This window comes from Streptomyces sp. CA-294286 (genome assembly GCF_050947155.1).
Taxonomy (GTDB): Bacteria; Actinomycetota; Actinomycetes; order Streptomycetales; family Streptomycetaceae; genus Streptomyces.
This window is the reverse complement of record NZ_CP192005.1, coordinates 1,476,379-1,490,308: the sequence shown is the minus strand read 5'-3', so window position 1 is coordinate 1,490,308 and position 13,930 is coordinate 1,476,379. Positions and strand designations below refer to the sequence as shown.

Here is a 13,930-nt window from a genome sequence, read left to right as displayed (position 1 = left end):
GGTGGTACTGGATGAGGCGAGGAGGTCGTAGGAGATGATCCTCGCTCTGCTTGTGTGCGGCTCGGTAGTCCTGCTGGTGCTCGTGGGACTGTTCGTCTTCGGGCTGCGCCGGAGGCTGATCCAGCGTTCCGGCGGCACCTTCGACTGCTCCCTGCGCTGGGGCGTCACGGAGGAGCTGGACACCTCCGGCAAGGGCTGGGTGTACGGGGTGGCCAGGTACGGCGGCGACCGGGTCGCCTGGTTCAGGGTCTTCTCGTACGCGCCCAAGCCGCGCCGCGTTCTGGAGCGCTCGGCCATCGAGGTGGTCACGCGCCGTTCGCCGGAGGGCGAGGAGGAGCTGGCGCTGCTGTCCGACGCGCACATCCTGGGCTGTGTCCACCGCGGTACCCGGCTGGAGCTGGCGATGAGCGAGGACGCGCTGACCGGATTCCTCGCGTGGCTGGAGGCGGCGCCGCCGGGACAACGGGTGAACGTCGCGTAGCGGTTGCCGCCGGAGCCGGACGCACGGGCACCGGCAGCGCGGGCTGCCGGAGGTGCGGGAGATCGGCCGGACAGGTGGCGGGCCCCACGGCCGGGTGTACGAGAGGCCGGCGGCATGGGTTGCCGGACGCACAAGGGGTCAGCCGTGCAGGTTGCCGGTGGTGCAGGAGGCCGGCCGCACAGGTGGCGGGCCGCACCGCCGGGTGTACGAGAGGCCGGCGGCATGGGTTGCCGGACGCACAAGGGGTCAGCCGTGCTGGCTGCCGGAGGTGCAAGAAGCCGACCGCACAGGTTGCCGGCCGCACATGAGGGCCCCCGTGCAGGTTGCGGGACGCGTTCGAGGTCGGCCGCACAGATTGCCGGACGCACAAGAGGCCGGGAGACGGGGGCGGACCCGTCTCCCGGCCTTTTCCCGTGGGGGCCGGTGGTGCCTCGCACGGCCCGCGGAGCGGGCGCGTGCTGTCGGCGGGTGCTACTTCAGGCCGGAGTCGATCGCCGTGACCAGCTCGCCGTTGGCGGTGTCACCGCTGAACTCCCAGAAGAAGGCGCCGCCCAGGCCCTGTGCCTTGGACCAGGCCATCTTGGAGTTGATGGTGGCCGGGGTGTCGTAGCTCCACCAGTCCGTGCCGCAGTGCGCGTAGGCGGTGCCGGCGACGGTTCCGTTGGCCGGGCACTTGGCCTTGAGGACCTTGTAGTCCTCGATGCCCTGCTCGTACGTGCCGCCTGCCGGGCCGGTGGCGGTGCCGCCCGGCTCCTTCTGGGTGACGCCGGTCCAGCCGCGGCCGTAGAAGCCGATGCCGAGCAGGAGCTTCTTGGCCGGGACGCCCTTCGCCTTCAGCTTGGCGATGGCGTCGGCGGAGTTGAAGCCGGCCTGCGGGATGCCCGGGTAGGAGGTGAGCGGGGAGTGCGGGGCCGTCGGGCCCTTCGCCGCCCAGGCGCCGAAGAAGTCGTACGTCATCACGTTGTACCAGTCGAAGGACTTGGCCGCGGTGGCGTAGTCGGCGGAGTCGATCTTGCCGCCGTCGGAGGCGTCGGCGGTGATGGCCGCGGTGACCAGGTTGTTCGCGCCGAACTTGGTGCGCAGCGCGGAGGCCAGGTTGCCGAGGGCGGCCGGGCCGCTGGTGTCGCAGGTCAGACCGCAGGCGTTCGGGTACTCCCAGTCGATGTCGATGCCGTCGAAGACGTCGGCCCAGCGCGGGTCCTCGACGAGCTTGTAGCAGGAGTCCGCGAAGGCGGCCGGGTTCTTGGACGCGTCACCGAAGCCGCCGGACCAGGTCCAGCCGCCGAACGACCAGATCACCTTGATGTGCGGGTACTTGGCCTTGAGCTTGCGCAGCTGGTTGAAGTTGCCGCGCAGGGGCTGGTCCCAGGTGTCGGCCACGCCGTCCACGGCCTGGTCGGCGGTGTACGCCTTGTCGTAGTCGGCGAAGGCGTCACCGATGGTGCACTTGCCGCCCTGGACGTTGCCGAAGGCGTAGTTGATGTGCGTGATCTTCGCCGCGGAGCCGGACGTCACCAGGTTCTTGACGTGGTAGTTGCGTCCGTAGACACCCCAGTTGGTGAAGTAGCCGAGCTTCACCTGGTCACCGGGCCCGGGGCCCGGGTCGGTGCCGCCGCCGGTGGTCTTGACCGCGACGGAGCCGCTGGCCGGGCCCACCTGGTCGGCGGTGTCGCGGGCCTGTATCGCGTAGGAGTAACTGGTGCCCTTGGTCAGGCCGTTGTCGGTGTACGTGAGGCCGGTGACGGTGGCGACCTTGGCTCCGTCGCGCAGGACGTCGTAGTTCTTGACGCCCTTGTCGTCGGTGGCGGCGGTCCAGGTCAGCTTGGCCGAGGTGTCCGTGACGTTGCTCGCCACGGGGGTGCCCGGGGCGCTGGGTGCGGCGTCGCCCGGCTGGGTGTCACCGTCGCAGGAGCCGCCGTTGAGCTTGCAGCCCGTGGGGTTGCCGGAGCCGGTGCCGTTGAAGCCGAAGGTGGCGGAGGCGCCGGGGGCCAGGGTGCCGTTCCAGGAGAGGTTCTTGGCGGTGTAGTGGTTGCCGTTGGAGGTGAGTGCGGCGTCCCAGGCCGAACCGGCCTTGGTGCCGGTGGGGAAGTCCCACTCCACGGTCCACGAGGTCAGGGTGGTGGTGCCGGTGTTCTTGACGGTCCACGAGCCTTCGAAGCCCGAGCCCCAGTCCGACTTCTTGGTGTACGTCGCGGTCGCCGCGGGGGCTGCCTGGGCGGGGGAGGCCAGGCCGACCATCGCGGCGAGCGGGACGACGAGTGCGGTCAGGGTCGCCGCGAAACGTGTTCTGCGGCGGGATCGTTGGGGGGTGGTGGTTGTGCTCAAGGGGTGCTCCCGTGAGAGAGGTCCGACATGACGGTGGTGGGACCTGCGCCGCCAGGTGAGCACGCCGTACTACGGGGAGGTGGGGTTGTCATGGCGTGCTCACCACTGCAGTGCGGCGAGCGTGCCAAGGTCTGGACCAATCGTCAAGAGGTCTGGACCAAAGTTGCGAGGTGTGTGTACGGGCCCCCTTCCCGCCCCGCCGCCGAACCTCGGCCCCTTTTGCTCAGACACCCAACTCCTGCGCGAGTACGGCCGCTTGCACCCGGCTTCGCAGACCGAGCTTGCCCAGAAGACGGCTGACATGCGTCTTGACGGTGGCCTCCGCCATGCCGAGCCGCACCGCGATTTCCGCGTTCGAGAGCCCTTCGCCCAGCCTGGAGAGGACCTCGCGCTCCCGCCGGGTGAGCGGATCCAGCACCGAGAGAGCGGCGGCGCCCTCGCGCCGGGCGGCCGCCGGTGCCGCGAACTCGGCGATCAGCCGCCGGGTCACGGCCGGGGAGATCAGGCCCTCGCCGCGCGCCACCGTCCGTACCGCCTCCAGGAGGTCCTTGGCCTCGGTGTTCTTCAGGAGGAAGCCCGAGGCGCCCGCGCGCAGTGCCCCGAACACGTACTCGTCGAGGTCGAAGGTGGTCAGGACCAGGACGTCGGCGAGCTGCTCGGCGACCACCTGCGCGGTGGCCGCCACTCCGTCGAGCCGCGGCATCTGTATGTCCATCAGCACGAGGTCCGGCCGCAGTTCGCGGGCGAGACGCACCGCCGCCTCGCCGTCCGCCGCCTCGCCGACGACCGTGATGTCGGGGGCGCTGTCCAGGATCAGGACCAGCCCGGCCCGTACCGCCGACTGGTCCTCGGCGATCAGTACCCGGATGGCCCCTGCGGGGTCCGTGCTCACGTGGGAAGCTCCTCGTTCTCGTTCTCGGCGGGCAGCAGGGCCCGCACCTGCCAGGTCTTGGTGCCGTCGTCGAGGGTGACCGGGCCTGCCTCCAGCTCGCCGTCCAGCAGGCTCACGCGCTCGCGCATGCCCACCAGTCCCGCCCCGGAACCGGGTGCCCGCGGCCCCGCACGCCCGCCGCCGAACGTGCTGGTCACGGTCACGTGCAGGGTGCTGTCCGCATACGAGAGGCGGACGGCGACGGGCCCCGGGGAGGCGTGCTTGAGCGCATTCGTCAGGGACTCCTGGACGATCCGGTACGCCGCCAGCTCCACCGGCGCCGGAAGCCGCAGGCCCGCGGGGCGGTCGTCGGCGAGCGTGAAAGTGAGCCCGGAGTCGGTGCCGGACGCGCGGGACGTCTCCAGCAGGGCGTCGAGGCCGTCCAGGGAGGGGGCGGCGGTGGGCTCCCCGCTGCCCTCGCTCTTCCGAAGCAGCCCGATCAGACGGCGCATTTCGGCCAGGCCCTGCACGCTGTTCTCGCGGATGACGGACAGCGCCCGGGTGGACGCGTCGGGGGTGTCGAGCGACAGCGCGGCCGTTGAGTGGATGGCGATGGCGGAGAGGTGGTTGGCCACCATGTCGTGCAACTCCCGCGCCATTCGCGCACGTTCGGCCGTCACGGCCTGGGCGCGGTCCATCTCGGCGAGCAGTGCCGTCTGTTCGGCGCGCAGCCGGGCGGCGACGGCCGCCTCCCGGTGGTTGCGCAGGATGGAACCGGTGAGAGCGGGCGCGAAGCTGATCAGGCCGGCGACCATACCGATCAGCAAGGCCTCCGGTTTGCGGAACCAGGCCAGGAAACCGACGGTGAGCGCCAGGGTGACAAGACCGGTGGTGATCGGGATGCGGCGGGCGGCCCGGGGGGTGCCGTAGACGACGGCCGCGTACACCAGGTCCGCGAAGATGACGACCGTGGCGAGGCTGCCCTGGGTGAACTGGTCGCCGATGACGGCGAGAACGCCGCCGGCGAGGGCGAACTGAGGGGCGCTGCGGCGGACCAGTTCCAGGGCGGAGACCGTGCACAGGGGCACCAGGGTCGCCCAACCGGGCAGGAGCAGCCGGCTGCCCTGCGTGTGCAGGCCCAGGGACCACAGCAGCAGTCCGGCGAGCAGGCTGGACACCGCGAGGAGCACGTCGTCCCGGTGCGGCTGGAGGACCGGGTGGCGGAAGCGGGGCACGACCCCATCCAACACGGGCTCGGCGCGCGCGTCCTCCGCGTGCGGGCGGAATCCGCACTACATCGAAGGATGCAGTGCGGGTTCGCCCCTGGTGACGATGGCCCCGGGACGGGCGCGGGCGAGGATGAGGAGTGCTTACGGAAGGAGCCGCGTCGTGATCGTCGCGTTGATCATCGCTTGTGAGGTCGCGTTCTGGATCCTGCTGCTGGGCGGCCTGTCGCTGCGGTACCTGGCCAGGATGCCGCGCACGGGAGCGGCCGTGCTGCTCTGCGAGCCGCTGCTGGAGGTGGTGCTGCTGGTGGTCACCGTGATCGACCTGCGGAACGGGGCCGCACCGGACTGGAAGCACGGGCTCGCGGCGGTCTACATCGGGTTCACGGTCGCGATGGGGCACCGGGTGATCACGTACATGGACGTGCGCTTCGCGCACCGGTACGCGGGCGGGCCGGCGCCGGTGCGGCCGCCGAAGTACGGGATGGCGCGGGCGGTGCACGAGTGGAGGACGGCGGCGCGGTGGATCCTCGCGTGCGGGATCGCGGCGGGGCTGCTGCAGGGGGCGGTGTGGTTCGTGGGGGACGGCGGGGACGCGACGTCCTTGCGGTCGTGGCAGGTCAAGGTGGGGGTGGTGGCGGTGATCAACGTGGTGATCGCGGGGAGCTACACGGTGTTTCCGAAGCGGGGGGTCGAGGAGGGGACGGAGGCCCGTCCGGGTGCGGGCGGCGGTCCGCGGGCGGGTTCGGGGGAGCGGTGGGGGGAGTCGTTGACGAAGCGGTGAGGGCAGGGTGGGTGGGGCGGGCGTACGTCGGGGTGACGGGGCGTGGGGCGGGCGTTCGTCGGGGTGGCGGGACGTGGGGCGGGGGCGGCGCCGCCCGGTGGGGGCAGCGCCCCTGCCCGCCCTCCCCGAGCACTCGGCTTCGCTCGTGCAGGGAGGCACCCCCGCGCCCCCGGGGGCGGCCCCGCCGCCCGGGGGCGCTGCGGGGAGGAGGGGTGCACGGCCCCGCCGCCCCGGGGAGCTGCCGAGGAGGGAAGGGCGCTGGGGCCCCGCCGCCAGAGAAGGGCGTACAGGGCGTACTGCGGTGGGGTTACCTTTCGCCGCCGGGGACCCAGAGGACGTCGCCCACCGACTTGTTCGCCGTTCGGGCCAGGATGAACAGCAGGTCGGAGAGACGGTTGAGGTAGGTGGCGGTGAGCGGGTTCATGGTGTCGCCGTGGGCCTCGAACGCCGCCCAGGTGGAGCGTTCCGCCCGGCGGACGACCGTGCAGGCCTGGTGCAGGAGGGCGGCGCCCGCAGTTCCCGCCGGCAGGATGAAGGAGCGGAGCTTCTCCAGTCCCTCCAGGTAGGCGTCGCAGTCCGCTTCGAGCTTGTCGATGTACGACTGCTCCACCCGCAGCGGCGGGTACGCCGGGTCCTGGACGACCGGGGTGGACAGGTCCGCACCCACGTCGAAGAGGTCGTTCTGGATACGGGTGAGGACCTTGACCACGTCCTCGTCGAGGTCGCCGAGCGCGATCGCGGTGCCGATCACCGCGTTCGCCTCATTGGCGTCCGCGTACGCCGCGATCCGCAGATCGGTCTTGGCGGTGCGGCTCATGTCGCCCAGCGCCGTGGTGCCCTTGTCGCCGGTACGGGTGTAGATGCGCGTCAGATTGACCATGGGGACGAGCGTAACCAGGCGCCGGGCCGCCGGGAGAGCACCTTCGGCCGGGTCGGCAGGCGCAGCGGGCCTCATCGACCGCATCGCACCGCACCGGACCGCACCGCACCGCACCGCACCGGGCCGGGGCGCGGGAGCAAGGGCGAAGGGACCGCGCGAACCGCGCGGAGGCGCTGTGGAGCCGACCGCTGCTCAACTGGGCCCCGCAGGGCACGAGGTGACTCGCACTCCGGTCGGGTCCGGGGCCGTACCGGTGTGACGTCCGTCATTTGAGACGTGACGCGCATCTCTTCGCCGCCACAGCGACCCCATCCGGCGATAGCCTCCGCCACAGGACAACGAATACGCGGTAGCGCGCAGTGATCAGGGAGAGTGTGCAGTGGCCAGGAAGCTTGCCGTCATCGGTGCCGGTCTCATGGGATCGGGCATCGCCCAGGTCTCGGCGCAGGCAGGCTGGGACGTGGTCCTGCGCGATGTGACGGACGCGGCTCTCACGCGCGGCACCGACGGCATCAAGGCTTCGTACGACAAGTTCGTGAGCAAGGGGAAGCTGTCGGCCGAGGACGCGGAGGCGGCGCTCGCGCGGATCACGACCTCGACCGAACTGGACGCCGTCGCCGATGCGGACATCGTCGTCGAGGCCGTCTTCGAGAAGCTTGAGGTCAAGCACGAGATCTTCCGCAACCTGGACAAAATCGTGCGGGAGGACACCGTGCTGGCGTCCAACACCTCCGCGATCCCGATCACGAAGATCGCGGCCGTGACCGAGCGGCCGGAGCGGGTCGTGGGGGCGCACTTCTTCTCGCCGGTGCCGATGATGCAGCTCTGCGAGCTCGTGCGCGGCTACAAGACCAGCGACGAAACCCTCGCCGTCGCACGTGAGTTCGCCGAGTCCGTCGGCAAGACCTGCATCGTCGTCAACCGGGACGTCGCCGGCTTCGTGACGACGCGTCTCATCTCGGCGCTCGTCGTCGAGGCCGCGAAGCTGTACGAGTCGGGCGTCGCCAGCGCCGAGGACATCGACATCGCGTGCAAGCTCGGCTTCGGTCACGCCATGGGTCCGCTCGCCACCGCGGACCTGACCGGCGTCGACATCCTGCTGCACGCCACGAGCAACATCTACACCGAGTCCCAGGACGAGAAGTTCGCGCCGCCGGAGCTGATGCGCCGCATGGTCGACGCGGGGGACATCGGGCGCAAGAGCGGCCAGGGTTTCTACAAGCACTGATCGAGCGCTGCGGGAATGTCCGAACCGCCGTCACCCCATGGGGTGAATTACGTGCCGATTTACTGACAGGCGGCAACTTCTCGGCCTGTTCGGCAGTCAGTTGAGAGAACGCGAAAGAGAAGCCGTCAGCACGCACTCGTGGGGAGCGCACATGCACATCAGGGGCGATCATGTCGAGCTGGTCGTCGGGGGCCGCCTCGACGTGCGCAGCGCGGCGGACGCCCGTACGGTCCTGCACTCGGCGGTCGACGACGGCATCGGCGACCTGGTGCTCGACCTGACCGAGCTGGACTCGTGGGACGCCACCGGACTCGGCGTCATCATGGGCGCGCACCGGCGGGCCGGCCGGTGCGGGCGACGGCTCGTGCTGCGCGGCGTACCGCCGCAGATGCAGCGGCTGCTGGTGGCGACCAGACTGCACCGGATCCTGTCGATCGAGGGCGGACTCGCGGTGGACGCGCTGCCGCGGGTCTGACCGCCCCGGACGCCCCCGGAAAGGGCGCGACGCGGATACGCCGCGGGCGCGCAATCCTCACACGACTGTGACTTCCCGGGGCGCCCAAGCCCCCGGACCTCAGAGATAATGTGCGAAGGTCTAGGGTTCGGTCGCCTGCCGCTTGACGAGCCCACGCAATGGATGCACCCACGTCGGCGGGCACCGGACCAGAAGCGACAGCGAGCGTGCGAAAGGCCGGGAGGGGCAGTCAGCACGCAACGCATCTGGGGGGCTTTGACCATGGACCCGATACACCGGGGACCTGTTGAGTACGGCCAGGACGACAACGGCAACCACAACGAGCAGAGCAGTCGGGACGGCGCGCGCGAGCGCGACCAGACGACCCGCGACCTCGGTCCGGGCGCAGCGCCCGCACCGGCACGCACCGTCCAGTTCACGTCCGGCGACTTCCTGCTGACCATCAACCCGGTGGACGGCAGCGAAATCGAGACCTGCCCGCCCGGCGAGCGCCCCGCGGCGCCCGTACGGCACCCGGCCGCCGACCGCGCGGAACGCGCCCGCGCCGCGAAGCCGCCGCTGCCACCGGGCCCGGCCGGGCCTGAACTGCCGCTCCTGGAGCGTCAGGAGGAACGCCGGCGACTGGCGGACCTGCTCTCGCGCGGCCGTTCCGTACGGCTGGTGGGAGCCGAGGGCTCGGGGCGCAGCGCACTGCTCGACGCCGTCGTCGCGGACTGCGCGGACCTCGCGCCGGACGGTGTCGTACGGCTCTCCGGCCACCGCCGCACCACGACGGAACTGCTGCACGACTTGTTCACGGCGGTCTACCGGGCGCCGCTGCACCGCCCCGACCGCGAACAACTCCTGCGCTGCGTCCACGAGATCGGCGCGGTCGTCGTCGTCGACGACCTGGAGTTCGGCGGGACGGCACTGGAGGAACTGCTCGACGCGACGCCCGAGTGCGCGTTCCTCGTCTCCACCACCTCCGAGGTCGCCGCCGCGTCACCGGCCGGGCTGATGGAGGAAGTGCTCATCGGCGGGCTCGGCCGAGAAGCGTCGCTGGAACTCCTGGAGCGCGCGGTGGACCGCCCGCTCAGCGAGGAGGAGGCGAACTGGGCGGGGGACCTCTGGTTCGAGTCGGAGGGTCTGCCGCTGCGGTTCGTGCAGGCCGGCGCGCTGCTGCGGCAGCGCGACGCGCTGCGTGCCGACCCGGGCGCCTTCGACGACTTCGCGTGCTTCGCCGAGGCGCCGCAGGACGCCGCCTCGCACGCCGAGGACGGGCAGGACGTACCGCTGCCCACCCTCGCGGAGGGCATGGCCCCGGTCGCGCCGCTCGCCGCCCGGCTGAGCGGGTCCGCCCAGGACACCCTGCGGATCGCGCTGGCGCTCGGCGGCGAGGTGCCGCACCAGGCCCATCTGCCCGCCCTGGTCGGCGACACCCACGCGGACGCCGCGCTCGGTGAACTCCTCGCCTGCGGGTTGCTCTCCGCGGCCGGTGCGCGCCACCGGCTCGCCCCCGGGGTCGCCGTACAGCTGGAGGACGCCGGATACGCCGAGGACGCGGAGGAGCACGCGCTCAACGCGGCCCAGCACTACACCTGGTGGGCCGGACACCCCTCGGTCGGCTCGGAGCGGATCTCCGCCGAGGCGGACGCCGTGCTCGCCGCGCTCTCGGCCCTCGTACCGGGGACCGAGGACCGGCACCCGGGCGCCGCCGTGCTGCTCGCCCGTACCGCCGCCCCCGCCTTCGCGGCGGGCATGCAGTGGGGGGCCTGGGAGCGGGCGCTGCGCACGGGCGCGGAGGCGTCCCGGCTCGCCGGAGAGGTCGCCGAGGAAGCCTACTTCCACCACGAGCTGGGCGTTCTGGCGCTCTGCGGCGACCGGCTCGACCGTGCGCGCGCCGAGTTGGAGACGTCGATCGGGCTGCGGGGTGCGCTCGCCGACAAGCGGGGCGCCGTCGCCGCCCGGCGTGCGCTCGCCCTGGTCACGGACCGCAGCGGGGACGCTCCGGGGCCCGTGCTGGTGTCCGGCGGGGGTCTCGCGGTCGCCGGTGCGACCGCGGTCTCCCCGGCGCGCTCGCCCTTCGACACGCCGTACGACCCGTTCACCGAGCGTGCGTCGGCCGGCGAGGAGATACCGGCCGCACGGTACGAGGAGTCGGCCTCGCCCCCCGCCGGGGTGTCCACTCCGGCGGTGCTGAACGAATTCCCGGACGTCCGCGAGCAGTTGGTGACCAGGACGGTGCCGGCGAGCGGGGGGCGGCCCCCGTCGCGGCGTGCCATGCTCCACGGCGCCCGGCGCAACGTGGTCGCCGCCGGGGCGGGCGCCCTGCTGGTGGCCGTACTGGGCACCGTGGTCACCCTCGGCGCGACCGGCAACGGGCTGGGCGGCGAGGGCGGCAAGGTCGCCCCGGAGCAGTCCGCCAACCTGGATTCCGGCAAGGGCGGTCTGAACGCCGACACGGCGGAGGGTTCCGAGGGCAGCCGCTCGGGCGGCGGCGGAGCCACGGACAGCGGCGCCGGTGATCCCGGCCTGCCGGGCCTGCCGGACGCCGCCTCCACCAGCCGCGGCAAGAACACCGGCACCCCGGATCCGAACGCCACCGGGTCCGGTGAGCCGGGCGGCGGCGGAGCGACCACCACGCCGACCGACCCGGGGAGCACGCCACCGGGGGGTACGCCGCCGCCGGGCAGCGAGCCGCCGACGACCGAGCCGCCCACGACGCCGCCCGACCCCACTCCGCAGCCGCCCACCGACCCGCCGACGAAGCCGCCGACGTCCCCGGACCCCGACCCGTCGCCGCCCAGGCCGGACCCGCCGACCTCGCCGGACAAGCCCCCGCCGACCGACGACAAACCTCCGCCGACCTCGCCGGAGAAGCCCCCGCCGGCGGACGAGCAGCCACCGCCGTCCTCGCCGGGAATCACCGTGAGCGCGACCGCGCCGACGGACACCGAGCCCGCCTAGGTCTCCTGCCCGCCGCGTACCGCGGGGACCAGTACGGCCACCCGCGGGGCCCGCACCACTCGCATGGCCCGCACATGACTGTGGCGGCCCACCTGAGCAACAGGGGGGCCGCCACAGGCGGTTGTGGACCGGGTGGGGTGACGCACCCCCGGCGGGCCTAGAACAGCCGCAGCTTGTCGTCCTCGATGCCGCGCATCGCGTTGTAGTCCAGGACCAGGCAGCGGATGCCGCGGTCGGTCGCCAGCACGCGGGCCTGCGGCTTGATCTCCTGCGCGGCGAAGACACCGGTCACCGGGGCCAGGTGCGGGTCACGGTTGAGGAGTTCGAGGTAGCGGGTGAGCTGTTCGACGCCGTCGATGTCACCGCGCCGCTTCAGCTCGACGGCCACCGTCGCCCCGTCCTTGTCGCGGCACAGGATGTCGACCGGGCCGATCGCCGTCATGTACTCGCGGCGGATCAGGGTGTAGCCCTCGCCGAGGGTGTCGATGCGGTCCGCGAGGAGCTCCTGAAGGTGTGCTTCCACGCCGTCCTTGATGAGCCCCGGGTCGACGCCCAGCTCGTAGGACGAATCGTGGAGGACTTCCTCCATCGTGATGATCAGTTTCTCGCCCGCCTTGTTGATCACGGTCCAGACACCGGCGTCGTCGCCCGTGCCCTCCTTGAGCGTGCAGGGCGGGGACATCCAGTTGAGCGGCTTGTACGCCCTGTCGTCCGCGTGAATGGAGACGCTGCCGTCCGCCTTCACCAGGATCAGACGGGGGGCGGAGGGCAGATGGGCGGTGAGCCTGCCCGCGTAGTCGACGGAGCAGCGGGCGATGACGAGACGCATGGGGCGCAACGCTACTCGACGAGGAGGGGTGGGCGCGATTCGCCCTGTAAGACCCCGTTCGCAGGGCCTGCGAGACCCTCTGTCAATGGCCGGTTGTATGCGCAATCCTCTGTTGCGGCAGGGGTGCCGCCCTTACCGTGGATGCAGGAGGTCGCCGTGCGTGCACGCTGCGTCGCGGCTCTCCTGCCCTGCCCGGAAGACCCCGTCTCGGTGCGGGGTCGCGAGAGGAGAACCCATGTCGCTCGACGTCTCACCGGCTCTGTTGGAACAGGCCGAGCGAGGCGAGGTCGACGAAGCGGAATTCGTCGACTGCGTCCGGACCTCCCTGCCTTTCGCATGGGAGATGATCAGCTCTCTGGTGGCCCAGCTGAAGGTCGACGGTGGACAGTTCGCCGACAACCAGACGCCGCCGCCGGACGAGCAGGCCCGTGGCCAGCTGCTGCGCGCCCTGGCGAGTGACGCCATCCGAGGTTCGCTGGAGCGTCACTTCGGAGTACGTCTCGCCTTCCAGAACTGCCACCGTGTCGCGGTGTTCCCGCTGGACTCCTCGGTCGACGAGCGGCTCGCCCGCTTCACCTCGATCCGCGGCCAGTTGCTCAACCAATCGCCGGGACTGCGGGACTGCTGACGTCCGAGGCTGCCGCTCCCGTATCGCGGGAGGTGTGACAGATGCAGGGGCGGCAGCCCTCCGCACCGCATCCTGCGCAGCGCGCTCACGACAGCAGCTCCCGGACCTCCGAGCCCAGCCGCCGTACGTTCTCCTCCGTGCCGGCGAGGTCGCCCGAGCCCTCGGTGAGCAGCGCGAAACGGGTGATGCCGGTCCGCTCCGAGGTCACCGCCAGCCGGTCCGCCGCCAACTGCGCCGTGCCCACCGGGTGCAGGGCGCACAGCTTCTCCGTGTACGCCACCGGATCGCGCATCGCGCGCAGCCGTCCGTCGACCGTGACGTGGGCGTCCAGGCCCTGCTTCAGCCAGCCGGGCATCGCCTTGGTGAGCGTCTCGCAGGCGTCCTCGACGGTGTCGGCGATCTGCGCGACCCCGGCCGAGACGTGCGCGGCCGTCGCGATCTCCTCGGCGCTGCGGCCGGCGGCGCGTGCGTGCCGCCGCCACAGGGCGGTCATCTCCGCCTTGTCCTCGTCCCCGCAGTGCATGCCGAGCAGCATGGGCAGCCCTCGCTCGGCGGCGAGCTTCACACTCCGGGGTGACGTGCACGCGACGACGACCTCGGGCCCCGGCACGCCCTCCCACTGCTCGTCCGGCCGGGGCACGACGGCCACCTCACGGAACCGGTACCGCTCGCCGTCCGCGCCCACCCGCGGCTCGCGCAGCCAGCGCAGCAGCAGGTCGAGCGATTCGGGGAAGCCCTCCTCGTACGCCTTCAGCGAGCTGCCGAAGACCTCCAGGTCCACCCACGGTCCGCCGCGCCCCACCCCGAGCGAGAAGCGCCCGCCGGAGGTCAGGTGCAACAGGGCGGCCTGCTCGGCGACGTTGACCGGGTGCGCGGTCGGCAGCACGGTCACCGCGGTGCCGACCCGGATCCGGCGCGTGCGGCCCAGCATCACGGCGGCCAGCGTCACGGCCGACGGACAGACCCCGTACGGCACGAAGTGGTGCTCGGCCAGCCAGACCGAGTCGAGGCCCGCCTCCTCGGCGACGTCAGCCGTCCGCAGCGCCCGGTGCAGTGCTTCTCCCTGCCCCTGACCCGGGAACTGCGCTGCCAGTACAAAAGCTCCAATGTGCATCGCCCTCTGCCTCCTTGGGCTTCGTGAATCGGCGATCCCCCACTGGCAATAACGTCTGACAAGTGCCAAAGGCACGGGCCCCCAGCCAAGTTCTTGTGATTTTCCGGCTACTCGTGCACCAGGAGTACCGCAGGGCCTCCCTC

Annotated in this window: 12 protein-coding genes; 6 read left to right on the top strand and 6 right to left on the bottom strand. The window is 71.8% G+C overall.

What is annotated here, in order from left to right; genetic code table 11:
- The first annotated feature begins 34 nt into the window (after positions 1 to 34).
- On the top strand, positions 35 to 481 hold the full coding sequence (locus ACQPZG_RS11120; protein ID WP_433545643.1) for a DUF2550 domain-containing protein: 447 nt from the start codon (positions 35 to 37) through the stop codon (positions 479 to 481).
- A 471-nt stretch (positions 482 to 952) separates the two neighbouring features.
- Here the strand turns inward: ACQPZG_RS11120 and ACQPZG_RS11115 are convergent, their stop codons facing one another.
- The 3 genes from ACQPZG_RS11115 to ACQPZG_RS11105 form a co-directional block, all read right to left on the bottom strand.
- On the bottom strand, positions 953 to 2,719 hold the full coding sequence (locus ACQPZG_RS11115; RefSeq protein ID WP_433549359.1) for a glycosyl hydrolase family 18 protein: 1,767 nt from the start codon (positions 2,717 to 2,719) through the stop codon (positions 953 to 955).
- 310 nt (positions 2,720 to 3,029) lie between these two features.
- A complete protein-coding gene (locus tag ACQPZG_RS11110; RefSeq protein ID WP_433545642.1) occupies positions 3,030 to 3,698 on the bottom strand; it encodes a response regulator in 669 nt (222 codons plus the stop codon).
- Positions 3,695 to 4,912, bottom strand: a complete 1,218-nt coding sequence (locus ACQPZG_RS11105; RefSeq protein ID WP_433545641.1) for a sensor histidine kinase — start codon at positions 4,910 to 4,912, stop codon at positions 3,695 to 3,697. The genes ACQPZG_RS11110 and ACQPZG_RS11105 overlap by 4 nt, the downstream gene beginning before the upstream one ends.
- 154 nt (positions 4,913 to 5,066) lie before the next feature.
- On the opposite strand from ACQPZG_RS11105, the gene ACQPZG_RS11100 reads away from it, so the two are divergent.
- The gene (locus ACQPZG_RS11100; protein WP_433545640.1) at positions 5,067 to 5,687 is read left to right on the top strand and encodes a hypothetical protein; all 621 of its coding nucleotides are present in this window, start codon (positions 5,067 to 5,069) and stop codon (positions 5,685 to 5,687) included.
- 307 nt (positions 5,688 to 5,994) lie between these two features.
- Here ACQPZG_RS11100 and ACQPZG_RS11095 read toward each other — a convergent pair whose 3' ends face one another.
- Complete coding sequence (locus ACQPZG_RS11095) at positions 5,995 to 6,567, bottom strand: cob(I)yrinic acid a,c-diamide adenosyltransferase (RefSeq protein ID WP_433545639.1); 573 nt, start codon at positions 6,565 to 6,567, stop codon at positions 5,995 to 5,997.
- A gap of 379 nt (positions 6,568 to 6,946) precedes the next feature.
- Between ACQPZG_RS11095 and ACQPZG_RS11090 the strand changes: the two genes are divergently transcribed.
- The 3 genes from ACQPZG_RS11090 to ACQPZG_RS11080 all read left to right on the top strand — a co-directional run bounded on the left by ACQPZG_RS11090 (position 6,947) and on the right by ACQPZG_RS11080 (position 11,216).
- Positions 6,947 to 7,795, top strand: coding sequence for a 3-hydroxyacyl-CoA dehydrogenase family protein (locus tag ACQPZG_RS11090; RefSeq protein WP_433545638.1), 849 nt, complete (start codon positions 6,947 to 6,949; stop codon positions 7,793 to 7,795).
- Positions 7,796 to 7,946: 151 nt separating this feature from the next.
- Positions 7,947 to 8,270 (top strand): STAS domain-containing protein, encoded by a 324-nt coding sequence (locus ACQPZG_RS11085; protein WP_433545637.1) that lies wholly within the window; start codon positions 7,947 to 7,949, stop codon positions 8,268 to 8,270.
- A gap of 261 nt (positions 8,271 to 8,531) precedes the next feature.
- Entirely contained in the window at positions 8,532 to 11,216 is a 2,685-nt protein-coding gene (locus ACQPZG_RS11080; RefSeq protein WP_433545636.1) for an ATP-binding protein, read from the top strand.
- A 157-nt stretch (positions 11,217 to 11,373) separates the two neighbouring features.
- Here the strand turns inward: ACQPZG_RS11080 and nucS are convergent, their stop codons facing one another.
- Positions 11,374 to 12,045 (bottom strand): endonuclease NucS, encoded by a 672-nt coding sequence (gene nucS, locus ACQPZG_RS11075; RefSeq protein WP_433545635.1) that lies wholly within the window; start codon positions 12,043 to 12,045, stop codon positions 11,374 to 11,376.
- Between the two features lie 235 nt (positions 12,046 to 12,280).
- On the opposite strand from nucS, the gene ACQPZG_RS11070 reads away from it, so the two are divergent.
- A complete protein-coding gene (locus ACQPZG_RS11070; protein ID WP_185033053.1) occupies positions 12,281 to 12,673 on the top strand; it encodes an SCO5389 family protein in 393 nt (130 codons plus the stop codon).
- A gap of 85 nt (positions 12,674 to 12,758) precedes the next feature.
- Here ACQPZG_RS11070 and ACQPZG_RS11065 read toward each other — a convergent pair whose 3' ends face one another.
- Positions 12,759 to 13,787 carry an LLM class flavin-dependent oxidoreductase gene (locus ACQPZG_RS11065; protein WP_433545634.1) on the bottom strand — a complete coding sequence of 343 codons (1,029 nt, stop codon included), beginning with the start codon at positions 13,785 to 13,787 and terminating at the stop codon, positions 12,759 to 12,761.
- Positions 13,788 to 13,930: the final 143 nt, after the last annotated feature.

Coding starts and splice junctions, on each gene's coding strand:
- ACQPZG_RS11080 (WP_433545636.1), top strand. CDS start 8,532: ATGGACCCGATACACCGGGGACCTGTTGAGTACGGCCAGGACGACAAC.
- ACQPZG_RS11120 (WP_433545643.1), top strand. CDS start 35: ATGATCCTCGCTCTGCTTGTGTGCGGCTCGGTAGTCCTGCTGGTGCTC.
- nucS (WP_433545635.1), bottom strand. CDS start 12,045: ATGCGTCTCGTCATCGCCCGCTGCTCCGTCGACTACGCGGGCAGGCTC.
- ACQPZG_RS11095 (WP_433545639.1), bottom strand. CDS start 6,567: ATGGTCAATCTGACGCGCATCTACACCCGTACCGGCGACAAGGGCACC.
- ACQPZG_RS11070 (WP_185033053.1), top strand. CDS start 12,281: ATGTCGCTCGACGTCTCACCGGCTCTGTTGGAACAGGCCGAGCGAGGC.
- ACQPZG_RS11115 (WP_433549359.1), bottom strand. CDS start 2,719: ATGGTCGGCCTGGCCTCCCCCGCCCAGGCAGCCCCCGCGGCGACCGCG.
- ACQPZG_RS11065 (WP_433545634.1), bottom strand. CDS start 13,787: ATGCACATTGGAGCTTTTGTACTGGCAGCGCAGTTCCCGGGTCAGGGG.
- ACQPZG_RS11085 (WP_433545637.1), top strand. CDS start 7,947: ATGCACATCAGGGGCGATCATGTCGAGCTGGTCGTCGGGGGCCGCCTC.